The organism is Mariniflexile sp. TRM1-10, assembly GCF_003425985.1.
Classification (GTDB): Bacteria; Bacteroidota; Bacteroidia; order Flavobacteriales; family Flavobacteriaceae; genus Mariniflexile.
Genome location: NZ_CP022985.1, coordinates 2,296,443 through 2,314,089, shown reverse-complemented (window position 1 = coordinate 2,314,089; position 17,647 = coordinate 2,296,443). Strand labels below are relative to the sequence as shown.

Annotated in this window: 17 protein-coding genes; 9 read left to right on the top strand and 8 right to left on the bottom strand. The window is 33.2% G+C overall.

Translation table 11 applies throughout. The features are described from left to right. Window positions 1–111 precede the first annotated feature (111 nt). The 4 genes from tig to CJ739_RS09865 form a co-directional block, all read right to left on the bottom strand. On the bottom strand, window positions 112–1,440 hold the full coding sequence (gene tig, locus CJ739_RS09880; RefSeq protein WP_117174847.1) for a trigger factor: 1,329 nt from the start codon (window positions 1,438–1,440) through the stop codon (window positions 112–114). A gap of 133 nt (window positions 1,441–1,573) precedes the next feature. Then, entirely contained in the window at window positions 1,574–1,933 is a 360-nt protein-coding gene (locus CJ739_RS09875; RefSeq protein WP_117174845.1) for a phage holin family protein, read from the bottom strand. Between the two features lie 116 nt (window positions 1,934–2,049). Then, complete coding sequence (locus CJ739_RS09870) at window positions 2,050–2,814, bottom strand: alpha/beta fold hydrolase (RefSeq protein WP_117174843.1); 765 nt, start codon at window positions 2,812–2,814, stop codon at window positions 2,050–2,052. Between the two features lie 108 nt (window positions 2,815–2,922). After that, entirely contained in the window at window positions 2,923–3,636 is a 714-nt protein-coding gene (locus tag CJ739_RS09865; protein ID WP_117174841.1) for a pyridoxine 5'-phosphate synthase, read from the bottom strand. A gap of 180 nt (window positions 3,637–3,816) precedes the next feature. Between CJ739_RS09865 and CJ739_RS09860 the strand changes: the two genes are divergently transcribed. The 9 genes from CJ739_RS09860 to murI all read left to right on the top strand — a co-directional run bounded on the left by CJ739_RS09860 (window position 3,817) and on the right by murI (window position 13,353). Further along, complete coding sequence (locus CJ739_RS09860) at window positions 3,817–4,476, top strand: CBS domain-containing protein (RefSeq protein ID WP_117174839.1); 660 nt, start codon at window positions 3,817–3,819, stop codon at window positions 4,474–4,476. 163 nt (window positions 4,477–4,639) lie between these two features. Then, window positions 4,640–5,524 carry an NAD kinase gene (locus tag CJ739_RS09855; RefSeq protein ID WP_117174837.1) on the top strand — a complete coding sequence of 295 codons (885 nt, stop codon included), beginning with the start codon at window positions 4,640–4,642 and terminating at the stop codon, window positions 5,522–5,524. Window positions 5,525–5,623: 99 nt separating this feature from the next. Beyond that, on the top strand, window positions 5,624–6,310 hold the full coding sequence (gene porG / locus CJ739_RS09850) for a type IX secretion system protein PorG (protein WP_117174835.1): 687 nt from the start codon (window positions 5,624–5,626) through the stop codon (window positions 6,308–6,310). A 1-nt stretch (window position 6,311) separates the two neighbouring features. Next, a complete protein-coding gene (gene uppS, locus CJ739_RS09845) occupies window positions 6,312–7,052 on the top strand; it encodes an undecaprenyl pyrophosphate synthase (RefSeq protein ID WP_117174833.1) in 741 nt (246 codons plus the stop codon). Further along, a complete protein-coding gene (locus CJ739_RS09840; protein ID WP_117174831.1) occupies window positions 6,985–9,618 on the top strand; it encodes a BamA/OMP85 family outer membrane protein in 2,634 nt (877 codons plus the stop codon). Before uppS ends, CJ739_RS09840 begins: the two co-directional genes overlap by 68 nt. 262 nt (window positions 9,619–9,880) lie before the next feature. After that, complete coding sequence (locus CJ739_RS09835; RefSeq protein ID WP_117174829.1) at window positions 9,881–10,888, top strand: OmpH/Skp family outer membrane protein; 1,008 nt, start codon at window positions 9,881–9,883, stop codon at window positions 10,886–10,888. Between the two features lie 30 nt (window positions 10,889–10,918). After that, the gene (locus CJ739_RS09830; protein ID WP_117174827.1) at window positions 10,919–11,425 is read left to right on the top strand and encodes an OmpH/Skp family outer membrane protein; all 507 of its coding nucleotides are present in this window, start codon (window positions 10,919–10,921) and stop codon (window positions 11,423–11,425) included. Window positions 11,426–11,596: 171 nt separating this feature from the next. Beyond that, window positions 11,597–12,388, top strand: a complete 792-nt coding sequence (locus CJ739_RS09825; RefSeq protein ID WP_117174825.1) for a hypothetical protein — start codon at window positions 11,597–11,599, stop codon at window positions 12,386–12,388. A gap of 185 nt (window positions 12,389–12,573) precedes the next feature. Beyond that, window positions 12,574–13,353, top strand: coding sequence for a glutamate racemase (murI, locus tag CJ739_RS09820; RefSeq protein WP_117174823.1), 780 nt, complete (start codon window positions 12,574–12,576; stop codon window positions 13,351–13,353). Window positions 13,354–13,617: 264 nt separating this feature from the next. Here the strand turns inward: murI and CJ739_RS09815 are convergent, their stop codons facing one another. The 4 genes from CJ739_RS09815 to CJ739_RS09800 form a co-directional block, all read right to left on the bottom strand. Further along, window positions 13,618–14,133 (bottom strand): gamma carbonic anhydrase family protein, encoded by a 516-nt coding sequence (locus CJ739_RS09815; RefSeq protein WP_117174821.1) that lies wholly within the window; start codon window positions 14,131–14,133, stop codon window positions 13,618–13,620. Between the two features lie 78 nt (window positions 14,134–14,211). Further along, on the bottom strand, window positions 14,212–14,946 hold the full coding sequence (locus CJ739_RS09810) for a LytR/AlgR family response regulator transcription factor (protein ID WP_117178892.1): 735 nt from the start codon (window positions 14,944–14,946) through the stop codon (window positions 14,212–14,214). A gap of 25 nt (window positions 14,947–14,971) precedes the next feature. Further along, window positions 14,972–15,322: a hypothetical protein gene (locus CJ739_RS09805; RefSeq protein WP_117174819.1), complete on the bottom strand. Its 351-nt coding sequence runs from the start codon at window positions 15,320–15,322 to the stop codon at window positions 14,972–14,974. A 2-nt stretch (window positions 15,323–15,324) separates the two neighbouring features. Then, window positions 15,325–17,499 (bottom strand): histidine kinase, encoded by a 2,175-nt coding sequence (locus CJ739_RS09800; RefSeq protein ID WP_117174816.1) that lies wholly within the window; start codon window positions 17,497–17,499, stop codon window positions 15,325–15,327. Window positions 17,500–17,647: the final 148 nt, after the last annotated feature.

Sequence of the window (17,647 nt, the reverse complement as noted above, 5' to 3'; positions counted from 1 at the left end):
ATTAAAACTAATTTTTCATCTTTTAATGCTAAACGTACTCAACAAATTAGGCGCTATAACTCGTTAATTATAGCGCCTAAATATAATGAATTATTCTTTAAAGGCACCTTATTATTTATGCCCATAAACTTCTTTAACAAAGTTTTCGTAGCTTAATTCTTTTACTTTAAGGTTTGCTTTTTCTTTATAAAGAGCCAATAGTTTTTGACTGACTAACTGCTCTGAAATACGACGTGCTTCCTCTTGGTTTGATAAAATACGTGCAGCAATATCATCCAATTCTTTATCGGAAGGGTTCATTTGACCAAATTGTGCCATTTGTGCTTTTATCATTTCTCTTGAATGATTTTTAATATCATCCATAGTTATCTGAATGTTATTATCTGTAATCAACTTGCCTTCAATTAATTGGTAGCGTAAGCTTTTTTCAGATTTTTCATATTCTTCTTTGGCTTGATCTCTATCCAATGGTTGTTCACCTGCGGTTTGCATCCATTTTTGCAAAAAATCTGCGGGCAAATCGAACTTTGTATTTTCAACCAAATATTCGGTAACATCGTTTAAAAGTTTTTGGTCGGCTTGCTGTGCAAATTGCTTTTCGGCATCTTCTTTAATTTTATCTTTTAATTCCGTAACCGATTTTACAGCATCTTTGCCAAATAGTTTATCAAACAACTCTTGGTCTAAATCGGCAAGCTCACGAGTATTGATTTCAGCAATTGTAAAACTCACTTCAATATCCAAACCATGTACATCGTCATGCCCTAATTTTAAAGCATGCATTAATTCATGGTCATCATCATAAAGCCCTTTGGTTTGTAATGTAATAACACCACCAACTTTAGCACCAATGAATTGTTTTTCGGTTGCTTTTCCTTTAAATTTATCTAAAGTTAAAGTCACTTTATTTTCAATGTCGCGTTCTTCATTTTTAAATGTACCCGTAATTTCGCTATCTTTTTCTACAGCCGTTTGAGAAATTAATTTCCCGTATTGCTTTTGAATACGCTCTATTTGCTCGTTGATCATTTTATCATCGGCAATAATATGGTATTGCGTAATAGCATCCTTAGCTTTTAAATCAACTTCAAATTCCGGCGCTAAACCTAATTCAAATTCAAACGAAAGTGTTTCAGCATCCCAATTTATAGCGTCTTGTGGTTTAGGTAATGGTTGTCCTAAAACATCTAACTTTTCTTCAGTAAGATATTTGTTTAATGCATCTTGCAATAACTTGTTTACTTCATCAACCAACACTGCTTTTCCGTATTGTTTTTTAACCATTCCCATGGGCACTTGGCCTTTTCTAAAACCAGGAATGTTTGCTGTTTTACGGTAATCTGTTAAGATTTTTTCCACTTTAGCGCTATAATCTTCTTTAGCGATATCTACTTTTACTACAGCATTTAATGCATCAACGTTTTCTCTTGTAATATTCATTTTAAATGATATAAAGCCTTTTAATAGGCATTTAACAAATACTATTAATTTTTTAAACCAAATTTATTTAATCAAAATCGGGTTGCAAAAATATAACATTTTTGCAACCCGACAAAGTTTTTAACCGCTTGATTTAAAGCGGTTTTTTATCTTCATTTAAAAGCGAATGTAGAAAGGATTGAAGCAAGGAAAGCAGGATGCTAAATAGGATAGCGGTCCAGATACTGCTTACCGAAAACCCGTCTATTAATTTATCGACCAACAAGATTATTAAGGCGTTTATTATTAATAAAAACAGCCCTAAAGTAACAATGGTAATTGGCAAGGTTAAAATAATCAAAATAGGCTTTACCAACAGGTTAAGAATAGACAAAACTATGGCCACAATAATGGCATTAACAAAGGCATCGCCCGACAAAGTGACCCCTGGTAAAAAATAAGCTAAAATAAATACAGATAGTGCTGATAATAAAAGTTTGAGAATTAAATTCATAAGTATATGGTATTGTTTTTAGGTCATATCGTATCGCCTTATTTTTATTGGTGTTTACAACAAACTTGTTGTTGATGGCGATTTCATAATATTTTCAATAAAAATACAAAAATAAATTACTTAACAAACGCCATCACCGCATCAAAAAAGTCTTTTGGGTTTTCGGCATGCAACCAATGTCCTGCATTGGAAATGGTACTGATTTTTGCGTTTGGAAAGTGATTTAGAATAATAGCTTCATCCTCAACTCCTATATATTCTGAACGATCGCCACGTAAAAACAGAGTATCTTTTTTAAAGGTTGCTTGAGATGGCAACGGCTCACCCACTTCGGCTACTTCTTCTTTTAAAACTTCTAAATTCATTCGCAACCCCAATTTTCCTTTTTCAACCCAGTAAAGGTTTTTTAGTAAAAATTGGCGCGTTCCTAAATCGGATACATAACCACTTAAAACCTTATCGGCTTCACCCCTACTTTTTAAAACATCAAAATTTAAAGCACTTAAGCCATTTAAAATACCATCGTGATGCACAGGGTAAAAACGTGGTGAAATATCGGCTACTATTAATTTTGAAACCAATTCAGGATATTTTGCAGCGAACAACATGGCTGTTTTCCCCCCCATGGAATGTCCTAATAATATAATATTTTCAAGTTGATGTTCATCACAGTAATGCTTTAAATCTTCAACTAGAACTTCATAGTTAAATTGATTGTCTTGAAAGCTATGGCCATGATTGCGCTGATCCACCAAATGCACCTGAAAATTTTGTTCACTAAATTGAATTCCTAGTGTTTTCCAATTATCACTCATTCCTAAAAACCCATGAAGGATAACAAATGGCTGGCCTTCGCCTACTATATTTGAATGTAAAAGCATTTTTTGATTTATGATTTTTGATTTACGACTCCCGTTTCACATTTCACGATTAACGATTTACAATTTTTGATTTACGATTTGAACAATTCACGTTTCACGATTTACGATTCACTTAAGTCTTTGAAGATACATTTGAATAACGTTTTCAATACCCAAATATAAACTTTCGGCAATTAGGGCATGCCCTATGGATACCTCTAATAAATTAGGCATATTTTCTTTAAAAAATTTGATGTTATCTAACGATAAATCATGACCTGCATTAACACCTAAACCTAAACTATGAGCCAATTCAGCACTTTCGATATACGGTTTTATAGCCTCTTTATTTCCTAAACCGTATTGATGTGCAAAGGCTTCAGTGTACAACTCTATTCTATCGGTTCCCGTAGCTTTAGCACCTTCAATCTGCTTTAAAACAGGGTCGACAAAAATAGAGGTTCTAATGCCATTTTGCTGAAATTCCTTAATGACATCAACTAAAAAACCGTTATGCTTAATGGTATCCCAACCAGCATTACTGGTAATGGCGTCTTCGGCATCTGGCACTAACGTAACTTGAGTTGGCTTTACTTCTAAAACTAATTTTAAAAACGACTCTACGGGGTTGCCTTCAATATTATATTCGGTATACACTATCGGTTTTAAATCACGTGCATCTTGATAGCGGATGTGGCGTTCGTCGGGTCTGGGATGTATGGTTACACCTTCAGCACCAAAACGTTGCACATCTTTTGCAAACTGGACCACATTAGGCACATCGCCACCTCTAGAATTCCTTAAAGTTGCTATCTTGTTAATATTTACACTTAACTTTGTCATGTATCACTATTTTAAAAGACAAAAATACAAAGTAGAACAGGCATATATACTTTTTTTTTGATTAATTTGCATTCCTATAATTAGGGTAATGAAATGAGCGTTAAATATAAATTTGAGAATAACCCGAACAAACAATTAGTGCATGGCATCTGACAACATTTAAAAATAAAAAACGAACAGATGAAACTATCAGAATTTATTGTAAACGATATAAAACCGTTAAATAGCAACAGCAAAATAAGCGATTTGCAGCACCTATTTAATCAGTTAACTTATTCACACATTCCCATTCAAGATGATAATAAAATCTATTTAGGAAGTTTTTCTGAAAATGACGCACACTGTTTTGAAAGCGACAAAACGGTTAACGACTACAAATATGCTATTGAAAATTTTTTTGTGCGCGACTCGACACTTTGGCTCGATGTATTAGAAGCTTTTGCTGTAAATTCCACTAATATTATGCCTGTTTTGAATCACCAAAATATGTATTTGGGCTATTATGAATTAAAAGAGGTTATTAGTTTATTTAAAGAGTCTCCATTTTTCTCTGAACCTGGCGGCATTTTAGTGATTGAAAAAGGCATAAACGATTATTCCTTTAGTGAAATTAGCCAAATAGTAGAATCTAACAACGGTAAATTACTGGGTGCTTTTATATCTAAAATGAAACCCGATTTGGTTCAAGTTACTCTAAAAATAGGTAATACAGGGCTTAATGAAACTATTCAAACCTTCCGTCGCTACAGTTATAATATTGTATCTGGGCATGAAGAAGACAGTTATCTGGAAAGCTTAAAAGAACGATCGGACTATTTGAATAAATATTTAAATATATAACATAGAATCCCATTACTATAAATTGGTTTCAAAAAATAATGATTATAGGGATGACCAAGCCTGTGCTAAGCATTATCGAGATGCAAAAATATATTTTGCAGCGAAGGTAGCAAGTGAAGCTTGTCGAAGCATAACCCATAAAAAACAATAAAAAAATTAACACATGAAAGTTGCCGTTTTTGGACGATTTTATAACGAAACCACTACAACTTCCGTAGAACGCTTATTTGATTATTTACTAAAGAAAAACGCCGATGCCTACATTGAAACCGAGTTTTTCAATCTTATAAAAAGTGAATATCCAAATTTTGACGATTACAAATCTTTTAAAACATTTGACACTTTAGACAAATCGTTTGATTTTTTGGTAAGTGTTGGTGGCGACGGTACTATTTTACGCGCCATTATTTTTGTAAAAGATATGGACATTCCAATTATAGGAATCAACACGGGACGTTTAGGTTTTTTAGCTACAATTCAAGTCGACCAAATAGAAAAAGCCATTCAAAACATTATAGATGGCAAGTATAGAATTTCAGAACGCAGTTTATTATCGATTGAAACATCACCTGAAAACGATGATATTAAATCGCTAAATTTCGCATTAAACGAAATAGCGGTAAGCCGAAAAAACACCACCTCCATGATTACCGTTGAAACCTATTTAAACGGTGAATTCTTAACCTCGTATTGGAGTGATGGCCTCATAGTTTCAACACCAACAGGTTCAACAGGTTACTCATTAAGTTGTGGCGGTCCCGTAATAACACCAGATACCAATAGTTTTGTTTTAGCACCCATTGCACCTCATAATTTAAGCGCACGTCCACTTATCATTCCAGACTCTACTGAAATTCAACTAAAAGTTTCAGGCAGGGAAGAAAGCCATTTAATCTCTTTGGATTCCAGAATTGCTACTTTAGAAAATGGCACCCTCATTAAAATTAAAAAAGCCGATTTTAAAATTAAAATGATTGATCTTTTGGATGAAAGCTTTTTAGACACGCTTCGAAAAAAACTACTTTGGGGAGAAGACAAACGGAATTAGGCAATATTTTTAAAGAAATGCTGTTTTACACTAATACAATTTAGCTCAAATTGTACTAGACATTTCTTATTTATTATATTTGCAAACTTTTGAATATTTATGAGGCATTTAACCATATTGATATTAAGCATTTTAATCGCTCAATTAAGCCATTCCCAAATCAACGAATTAGGTGTTTTTGTAGGAGGCAGTAATTTTATTGGCGACGTAGGAGCTACCGACTATATTTCGCCCAATCAATTTGCCATTGGGGGTATTTATAAATGGAATAGAAGTAAAAGACACTCATACCGTGCTTCTTTAATTTTTAGTGATTTAGAAGGCATCGATGTGAATTCAGACGACCCAAGACGTATTCAAAGAGGCTATGAGTTTTCAACTAAAATAACCGAAATTTCGGCAGGAATGGAATTTACCTTTATAGATTTTAACCTTCATTCTGGCCGAAAAATAGCAACACCTTATTTATATACTGGAATAAGTGTAGCGCACCACGATAATTCTTATTTTTTAAACGGCGTGCAAACCGACGAAAACAATTCCAGTTGGGCATACGGGATTCCTATGGCATTAGGATTTAAAACAAATTTCCTGGGCAATCTTATTTTAGGTATTGAAGTTGGTGCACGTTATACATTTTCAGATGAGTTGGATGGAAGTTTTCCTGACGATGCAAACCATTTCCAAAACCGATTTGGCAATATTAATAATAACGACTGGTATGTGTTTTCGGGCATTACCTTAACCTATACATTTGGCGAAAACCCATGTTATTGTATAAATTAAAATGAATTTAAAGGAAACAGTACAAAGCAAAAACTTACCAAAACACATTGCTGTTATTATGGATGGCAATGGGCGTTGGGCTAAACAACAAGGCATGATGCGGGCTTTTGGTCATGAAAATGGCACAAAAGCTGTTAAACAAACCGTTGAAGCTTGCGCCGAACTCGGTGTTGAAAATTTAACGCTGTATGCTTTTTCTACCGAAAACTGGAACCGTCCAAAACTTGAGGTTCAAACGCTTATGAAACTTTTAGTTTCTTCATTAAAAAAAGAAATTAAAACGCTTCAAGATAACAACATAAAACTCTCTGCCATAGGCAATTTAAACAGTTTACCTAAAAAAGTTTTCAAAGAACTTCACGAAGTTATAGAACAAACAAATGCCAATACCCGAATGACTTTAACCTTAGCTTTAAGCTATGGCTCTCGAGAAGAATTACTAAATACTGTTAAAGAGATTAGTATTAAAGTTAAAAATAATATAATTTCGCTCGAAAAAATTGATGAATCAATTATAAATGAGCATCTTTACACGCGAAATTTACCAGACGTAGATTTGCTTATTAGAACCAGTGGGGAACAACGTATAAGCAACTTTTTACTTTGGCAAATTGCTTATGCCGAATTGTATTTCACTAGCGTATTATGGCCGGATTTTACAAAGCAGCATTTGTATGAAGCTATTATTGAATATCAAAAAAGAGAACGACGATTTGGGAAAACAAGTGAACAACTTAGCTAATAATTTACCTTTGACAACATTTTTAAAAAACTGTTTTGCTTTATTACTTTTTATAAGCGGCATTAGCATTCAAGCTCAAGATTTACCATATAGTAACGGTGAAAAATACATTTTAGGAGATGTTTCTGTATCTGGAAATACCTCATTTAGCGAACAAACCATAATTACATATTCCGGATTAAGCAAAGGAAAAGAAATATCTATCCCTGGTGAAGATATTGGCGATGCTATAAAAAAACTTTGGAACTCCAAATTATTTAGCGATATAGAAGTTTATATAACCCATGTAGAAGGTAATGTTGCTTACTTACAAATTAGATTGTCTGATCTACCACAACTTAACGAATTAAAAATTAATGGTGTAAAAAAGGGTAAAGTTGAAGGAATAGTTAAAGACACCAAATTAAATAAAGGTGTAAAAGTCACCGAAAACCTTATTACTACGACAAAAAATTTCCTAACTAAAAAATACAAAAAGGAAGGTTATTTAAACACAAAAGTACATATCAATACTATTGAAGTTAAAGATTCTACAACAACTGCCAGAGTTAACATGGTTGTTAATATTGATAAAGGTGAAAAAGTAAAAATAAAAGACATAGTATTTACAGGCAACGAAGTATTAAGCGACAAATATCTTCGTAAAAGTATGAAAGGCACAAAAAAAATAAATCGCCTTCGCATATTAAAACGCTCGAAGTTTATTGATTCTGCATATCAAGCAGACTTAACAAATGTTGTAGAAAAATACAAAGAAAATGGCTATAGAGATGCCCGCATTATATCGGATAGTATTATTTACAACGACGACAAAACAATTTCTTTACAAATAGGAGTTAACGAAGGCACCCAATACACCTTTGGGGACATTACTTTTATAGGTAACACCGTTTACTCAAACGAGCAATTAACCAGAATGTTACGTATTAGAAAAGGTGACACTTATAACGGTGTACTATTACAAAAGCGTATAGCAGACAATTCCAAACCAGATGGTGATGATATAACAAACTTGTACCAAAACAACGGTTATTTATTTTCAAGCATAAACCCTGTTGAAGTAAGTGCTGCCAACAATGTTATTGATTTGGAAATTAGAATATCGGAAGGGAAGCCTGCTTATTTCAATAATGTTACGGTGGTTGGAAACGACAAAACAAACGACCATGTTATTTACCGCGAAATTAGAACACGTCCAGGACAATTATACAGTAAAGCCAATGTGGTACGTACCGTTAGGGAACTTGGTCAATTGGGTTTTTTCGATGCCCAGGAAATATCGCCTAACTTTAATAATCCAAACCCTAACGAAGGCACCATAGATATGGAATACTCGGTTAAAGAAACAGGATCCAGTCAAATAGAATTACAAGGTGGTTACGGTGGTGGTGGCTTTATAGGTACTTTAGGATTATCGTTTAACAACTTTTCCATTAAAGATATTTTCAAAAAAGATGCTTACAAACCAATCCCTATGGGCGATGGTCAAAAACTGGCATTACGTTTACAGGCCAGCCGTTTTTACCAAACGTATAGCTTTTCATTTTCCGAGCCTTGGTTAGGTGGTAAACGTCCCGTGCAATTTTCAACATCGATATCACATACAAAACAATTTCAGTATAATCGTATAACTGGAAACGCAGATAAATCTAAAAGTTTTAATATTACAGGTATTACCTTTGGTTTAGCAAAACGCTTGCAAGTACCAGACGATTTCTTTGTATTATCACAAGCCATTGGCTATCAACGTTACGACTTAAATAATTACAATACAGGATTATTTACTTTTGGTGATGGTTATTCTAATAACTTATATTATTCTGTAGGATTAAGCAGGAACAACACCAGTGTAGATCCTATTTACCCAACCGCAGGTTCGAGTTTTGGCGTTAATGCCAAATTCACAATTCCTTATTCGTTATTTGATGGTGTTGATTATAAAGCACTAAGTGAGGAATATAATGAATTAGACCGATCTGTTAGTGGTACTCCAGATTACACCCGAGCTGGAGAAATAGACCAACAACGCTATAACTGGTTAGAATTCTATAAAGTAAGTTTTAAAGGCGATTGGTACACACAAATAGCAAAAGATTTAGTGTTAAGACCAAGCGTAGAATTTGGTTTTTTAGGCGCCTACAATAACGATAGAGGTGTCATCCCTTTCGAACGTTATTATTTGGGAGGCGATGGTTTAGGCACCTATAGTTTAGATGGTAGAGAAGCTATTGCGCTACGTGGCTATCCAAACCAATCATTATCCGATAATGATGGTGGTACTATTTATAATAAATTCTCATTAGAGCTTCGTTACCCTATTACATTAAAAGCATCTGCAAAAATTTATGCCTTAGGTTTTTTAGAAGGTGGTGCATCATTCACTAAATTTAGAGATTACAACCCATTTGACATTAAACGCTCTGCAGGTTTGGGTATTCGCATCTTTATGCCAGCGTTTGGTTTGTTAGGAATTGACTTTGGTCATGGGTTTGATCCTTTAGAATCTTTAGGTGAAACTAAAAAGCACGGATGGGAAACACACTTCATCATTGGACAACAATTTTAATTTGGCATGATTTTTTCTATTAACACTTTGATGATTTAAATGAGAATTAAAATTTTTAAGATTATATTTCGTTAATTTTGAAATGAGCAATCTAAAATTTTTATAATCAATGAAAATGTTTATTTTGCGAATTGCATCTGACAATAAAAAAACAAATAAAACAATCAGATGAATAGATAATTCGAAAAAAGGCAGAAACAGCAATAAATCATCTGTCGGTTTTTAGAATTTATAAGCAATTAAAATATAAAAAAACAAACAGATGAAAAATAGCGTTCTTTTTTTACTGACATTAGTTTGTATGATATCCTTTTCAGTTAATGCGCAACGTGGTGTACGAATTGGATATATTGATACGGAATTTATTTTAGAAAATATACCTGAATACCAAGAAGCTACCGCACAATTAAACGAAAAGGCCAACAAATGGAAAAACGAAATTGACGCCAAGTTAAGTGCCATAGAACAAAAACGAAAAGATTTAAGCAACGAAAAAGCACTTTTAACAAAAGAACTTATTGATGAACGCGAAGAGGATATTGCTTTTGAAGAAAAGGAAATTTTAGACTATCAGCAAAAACGTTTTGGACCCAATGGCGATTTGTTTATTCAAAAGAAACAATTGATGCAGCCCATACAAGATCAAATTTTTGCAGCAGTTCAAGATATGGCAGCAACAAAACAGTACGATATTATTTTAGATAAATCTGAAACTGTGATGCTATATTCAGCAAAACAATACGATTTAAGTGATATAGTAATAAGAAGCATTACAAGAACTGCTAAACGCACACAAGCAGAATCAAAAGCAGAACGAAGGGCTGCTGAAGCTGAAGAATTAGTACCAGAAGTTAATTATGAGTTGGAAGCACGCGAAAAAGCATTGGAAGAGAAAAAAGCCGAACGCGAAAGTGCTATAGAAAAAGCGAGACAAGAAAAATTAGACGCACGTGCTGCTAAAGTAAAAGAAGCAGAAGAAAGACGTCAAAAAATATTGGAGGAGCGCGAAAAAGCGAGACAAGAAAAGTTAGATGCTAGAAAAACGACCGATGAGCCAGAGGTGAAAGCAGAAGAAACATCTAAATCGGTTGAAACAAAAACCGAAGAAGAACCAAAAGTTGAAGAAACTAAAACACAGGCGCAACTTATTGAGGAAAACAGACAAAAAAAATTAGCAGAAAGAGAAGCCAGAAAAAAAGAATTGGAAGAAAGAAAAAAGAAAATTCTTGAAGAACGTCAAAAGGCTAAAGACAGTATAAACAACAAATAACAATTTATAACACATTAACACTATTTAAAAATGAAACAATTAAAAACCCTATTATTAGCAACTGTATTATGTATTGGAACCGTTAGTTTCTCTAACGCCCAAAGCAAAATTGCTCATATAAACACCCAAGAATTAATTACGGCTATGCCAGAAATGAAAGAAGCCCAAAAGCAACTGGAAACATTAAGCAAAACGTATCAAACAGACATTCAAAGTTCTGTTACCGAATTCCAAACGTTGTTAAAGCAATACGAAGCAGAAGCAGCTACTAAAACAGAAGAAGAAAACGCTAAAAGAGGGCAAGAAATTCAAGAAAAACAACAACGTATTCAACAATTTCAAGCCGATGCTCAAAAAGATTTACAGAAAAAAGAAATGGATTTGTTACAACCAATTACCGAAAAAGCAAAAGCTGCTATTTTAAGAGTTGGTCGCGCACAAGGTTTTGATTATGTTTTAGATTCGGCTCAAGGTGTTACTATTTTAGCTGATGGTAAAAACTTATTAGACGATGTTAAAAAAGAACTAGGTATATAACTATTATTCTTTCTAAAATTTTTAATAAGCTGTTTTAAAAAAACAGCTTATTTTTTTTGAAATTTTTATTACATCAACTGTTTTATATTTCGCATTATATATAAGAAAAATCTTTGTTGATTAAATTTAAATCTTATATTTGTAGTCATGAACCTATAAATATATATTTAAATGAAAAATTTACTTACACTGAGCGTATTTGCTCTAATTTTATCCTGTACTACCAGTGAAAACACAACCCCAAATGAAAATTCCGAAGAAAAAATTTATGAAAAATTATCTTATATAGTTAACGATGAAAAATACAGTATAACAATAGACATTACTAATGAAGATGACCCAATTGTTATTGAAACTGACGAATCAAAAATAATTCAATCAATTCTTGAAAATGAAAATTCAGTTTTCTATTACAATCCGGAAATAGAAGACTTAGTCCTATTTGAGGATTATAACAGCTATTCAATATTCATAAATAACAAAGCTAGAGTAAGATCTTTAAAAGAGAAATATAAATCTAATATTACTCCATTTCAAAATACATATCAATCTAAGACTACCGAAGGTCCAGTGTATGGGGCAACTCCAAATGTTACGGTTTATACACAGAGTAATAAAGGGGGTACATCCTTCTCTTTCCTAAACAGCCTATCTATTTATAAGAATCCTAATTTCAGCAATACACCCGTGGGTGATAACACTGTGTCATCTATAGAGGTGACAAATGCATACGTAGGTTTTTGGCATGGATTTGACTATAGCGGTTATTTATTAATAATTGATAGCTATAATTATAATACTGTAGTATCAAATTTAAAAGATGCCAAGTTGACTTCATTTACGATTTATAATGGCTCCAGTAGTAGCTCTTATTATTGTGGGTGGCTTTGCAGTAAAAATTGGAATGATCGAATATCTTCTGTAAAAGCAAGAGGAGATGGTATTAAAAACTTCAATTTCTAAATAAATTTTAATCATATATTGAAAATACACTAAGTTGCTTTTTAACCAGGCAGATTAGTGTATTTTTGTTTAAATTAGTAAACATATTTTAATATTAATTGTTTTAATTTATATTAAAATTAATAAAATTTATACCAAAACAAAATACTCAATAGTTTTACTATTCAAAGTTTAGGATTTTATTTATGAGCAAACAACCTATTGGCATTTTCGATTCTGGTGTTGGTGGCACTTCTATTTGGAAAGAAATCAACATGCTTTTACCAAATGAGAATACCATCTATTTAGCCGATAGCGCTAATGCTCCTTATGGTTTAAAAACAAAAGAAACCATTGTTAGTTTAAGCATTAAAAATGTTGAGCACCTTATTAACCAAGGTTGTAAAATTATAGTGGTGGCCTGTAATACCGCCACGACCAATGCCATTTACCTACTCAGAGAAACATATAACATCCCCATTATAGGCATAGAACCTGCCATAAAACCAGCGGCACTTAACACCCAAACCAAAGCCATAGGCATTTTGGCTACCAAAGGCACGCTTTCCAGTGAGCTATTTCATAAAACAACCGATTTGTTTGCTAGCGATATTACGGTTATTGAACGCATTGGCGAAGGCATTGTAGAACTTATTGAAAGTGGACAATTGCATTCTGAAGCTATGAGAAATTTATTGAAACTGTATTTACAACCCATGATTGATGCCAATATTGATTATTTGGTTTTGGGTTGTACACACTATCCTTATTTAATGCCTTTACTTATTGATATATTGCCTAATCATGTTAAAATTATAGATTCAGGTGAAGCTGTAGCACGACAAATCAAAGCGGTTTTAGAAAAGCATGATTTGTTAAACACCAGTGTAGCAAAAGGGAACTGCCAATTTTTTACTAACGGAAAAACCGAAGTTTTAGCATCGCTAATAGATGATACGCTTAAGGTTGAATATCTTGATTTTTAACCCATTCCTGCGAATGCAGGAATCTCTTAGTTAATAAATAGAATTTTAATTCTTTTGAAAATGGTTCTATTACAGGGTATTCTATTTTATCAATTCGAAATCGTGAATCTTTCACATTTACAGTGAAAAGCCCAAAGCAAGGTACGATCGAGGACTTGTGACCTTTCAACTGCTCTCAAGATAAACTCCTAGCCCGCCCGTCCTGAGCGGAGTCGAAGGGTGTGGTAACCCCCAAATAAAGAAGATTCCTTTTTACAAAGGAATTTACTCTTTAAACCAACTGGAATATTTTATGTAATTATTGGCAATGCGGTCTATTTGCCCAGAAATTAACTCTTGGCTTATATCTTTTATTTTTACGGCTGGTACACCTGCGTAAATACTTCCGGACTCAACTCTGGTGTTCTGGGTTACTACGGCACCTGCAGCTATAATACTATTGCTTTCTATAACGCAATTGTCCATAATAATGCTTCCCATACCTACCAAAACATTGTCATGTATGGTGCAACCATGGACTATGGCATTATGACCAATAGATACGTTGTTGCCTATATTGGTTGGAGCGGTTAGATAAGTCGCGTGTATAACAGCACCGTCTTGCACATTTACTTTATTGCCCATTTTTATGTAGTTTACATCGCCACGAACCACGGCATTAAACCAGATACTGCATTGAGAACCTGCTACGACATCGCCTACAATCGTGGCGTTTTCGGCTATGTAACAATCGTCTGGTAATTGTGGTGACTTTCCGTTTACTGATTTTATTATTGGCATTTTTATGAGTTTAAAAGTTGAAGGTTGAAAAGTATAAAAGTTTTGTTATTTCTCACTACGTTCGAAATGACAATAATATTACTGAAAATATGATAAAAGTTCGGATTTTTTGGAGGCTGAAACCATAATTTCTTTTCCGTTGCTTAACACAACGCTTCCTCCCTTGCCTTTTACATATTTTACGACTTCATTAACGTTTACTAAATATGATTTGTGTACTCTAGCAAAGCTACCATCAATCAAAATATCTTCAAAATATTTTAATGTTTTACTTACTATTTTTTTCTTGTTCGTGTTTAAATGAATTTCGGTGTAATTGTCATCGGCTTTACAATATAAAATATCCGAAGTATTCAGAACCTCGAAACCATCTAATTGCGGAATGGTTATTTTACCATGAACGTTATTGGTTTTAGGAACAAGCACTTGGTTTTGTAGAGCGGTTTCTTTGGTTTTAATTTCGGAAATATAATCGACTGCTTTAATAAGTTCGTCTATGGAGATGGGTTTCATTAAATAATACGATGCATGGGCGTTTAAAGCATCAATAGCATAGTGGTTATAGGCGGTTACAAAGATGGTTTCAAAATTTATGTCGCCAACCCTGTCGAGTAAATCGAAGGCGTTTCCATAGGGCATTTCTACATCTAAAAACACCAAGTCTAAATCATTATTTCGGATTAATACCAAAGCCTCTTCTACATTTGCAGCTTCGCCTAAAACACTTACGTTTGGACAGTATTTTTTGAGATAATTCTTAAGAATTTCCCTGCTTGTTTCTTCGTCTTCGACGATTATGGAGGTTAGTTTCATATTTTCGATTTTTGCCACTAATTCATTAATTTCTATTTAAACAATTATTTGTCGAAATCAAAACATATAAAGGCACGCGCTTACAAACAAATTGTATCGAATCGCCTTCTATAAGCTCAACTTTCAATATATCAAACCTTTTTTCACTTATCCTGTGTTTAATTTCATCTTCAGTACCAACTTCTCCATCAAGAATCCAAACAGCATCTAATAACTTAACCCAATATGTTCCAGTATATTCTTTTAGTTCATCAAAACTTTTAATCCCTAAGCTTTGATTTTCAGAAGTCAATTTATAACAAGCCTTTCTTTCTTTTATCGTTTTGCAAGATAAGATTGAGATAAATACAAAAAACAAGATAAACTTTAACCTCATAATCAATCCTTTTTAAGCGTTACAACTACCTTGGTTCCTCTATCCTCTTCATCTTGAAAATCATCTACAAACACATCTACTTTATCTTTATACATGGCATTTAAAATAGACACACGCTTTTTAATATTACCCATACCTTTTGAGTTTTGTTTTTTCTGATTTTCAGTTTTTAGGGCTTTCGATTTTTCTCTTCCAATACCATCATCTGTAATGGTTATTTTAATTTCTTCAGGATTGCTTTGTGAAATGCTAATGTCTAATCGTCCTTTTGCTTTTTTGTATCGCAATCCGTGCCAAACTGCATTTTCAATGTAGGGTTGCAATAACATGGGGGGAATGACAAACTCACTGATATTGATATTTTCATCGATTGTTATGTTATAATCAAATTTATCTTGAAACCTAAAATGTTCCAATTTGGTGTATAGTTCCAAAAGCTCAATTTCTTTTTCCAGAGGTATAAAATCTTCTTCACTATTTTCTAAAACGGCGCGCATTAACAATGAAAAATCTGTCAGGTATTTGTTGGCTGTTCTTTCATCATTTGATGCTATAAAACTATTTACCGAATTTAGAGCATTAAAAATAAAGTGCGGATTCATTTGACTGCGTAAACTTTTTAACGCCAACAAATTGTTTGCCAACCGCTGTTGTTTGATGTACTTAAACATTAAAAAACCCACTACCAACAACAACATGACACCTCCTATTAATGAGTAAATAATAACCTTTTGGCGTTTGGCTTGTTCTAAATTAAGCTCGTATTTACTTTCGGATAATGCCCTATCGCTTTCTAAACTTAAAATTCTATTTTGTTTTGCAACAATTTCTTTACTAAACCTAGCGGCCTGCGATATTTCCTGTTCTTTTATTGAATATAATTGATCTACTAAATCTACATAACTTTGGTAAGCTACAAGTGCTTTATCAAATTCCCCGGCTTCCCTATACACTTCCGAAAGTTTTCTGGTCGCATCTTTTTGAACGATTAAATCCTCTTTATCATCAGCCTCTTCTATACTTTTCTTCAAATAAGGTATCGCATTAGCATAATCTCTTTGAGAGGCATAGGCATTCCCTATTTTATAATTTTGTTTTTGTGGGGTTAACGCACTTTCGTTATTTAAAATAGAATCTTTTTGTATGTCTTTTATTTGTTTTAAGGCTTCTTTTCTAAGTTGAATTTCACTTGAATAATTGTTTGTCTTATTTTTAAAATCGGCGACTTTAATTTTTTCTTCAACAGCACGTTTTTTATTTTGAGTATTTGCAAGCTTTAAAGACTCATTAAAAAACCCTTCTGCTTTTTGGACTTCACCTTTAGCATTATAAACCTGTGCTATTTTGGAGTTTAAATCGGTTACCTTTGGAGATATTAAATGCTTTTGTGCTACTTTTAAACCTTCGTTATACGCATTAATGGCCGATTGATACGATTTTGTCAACAGATAGACATCACCAAGTCCTTCGTATAATTCTACCAATTGCCAATTAGACAATTCCTTTTTGTTAATGCCATTATAAACTTGAAGACTTTCTTGGTAGTTATTGTTTTGTTTATAGGCAGAAGCCAATTTTAACTTCACGACATTCGTATTGATGCTCTGAATGCTAATTCGGTAGTTTGAAACCGCTAAATCATACTGTTTCCAATACAAATAAATATCGCCTAAAACCTCATAGGCTTCACTATTTTCTTTTGAAGAATTACTAGCTCCCAACGCTTTCTCAATAAATTGGATACTCTTTTTAGCATCTTTTTTTAAATGCGTTTCGGCAGAATCTATAAGTGATTTAAACAATTCGGGATTGGTTCTTGAATACTTTTTCTTAGAATATTGAACATCTTCAATACTAGGTTGTACCTCCACTTTAATACGTTCATTGCTTTGAATAATATAATAAACCGTTTCAAAATCTTTATGCTTTATGGTAAGTTCATCGCCTTTTCTTGCTTCAATTCTAAAATTACCTCCTAAATCGGTCGTTGTATAAGAACCCCCATTCACTTCAATATTGACATTCGGAATCGGGTTTTTGGTATCACTTTCAATCACAGAGCCTCGAACCGTAAATGTCGGTTGATTATTTAAGATTTTGTCATTTTCTTGAGCCAACAAAACCGTTGTGCACAACATCATGCATACAAACCATATATATTTTAGTGACGACTTCATTATGAGATAAACTTACGCACTTTACTCGATAAAATAAAATGAAGATTTTACAAAAGGATGTAATTATTATTCAGAATGGCTGTGTTTACGCATTTATATACTAAACTGGCTCATTCAACGCTTGCCCTTACTCATTCTTAGTTTTTTA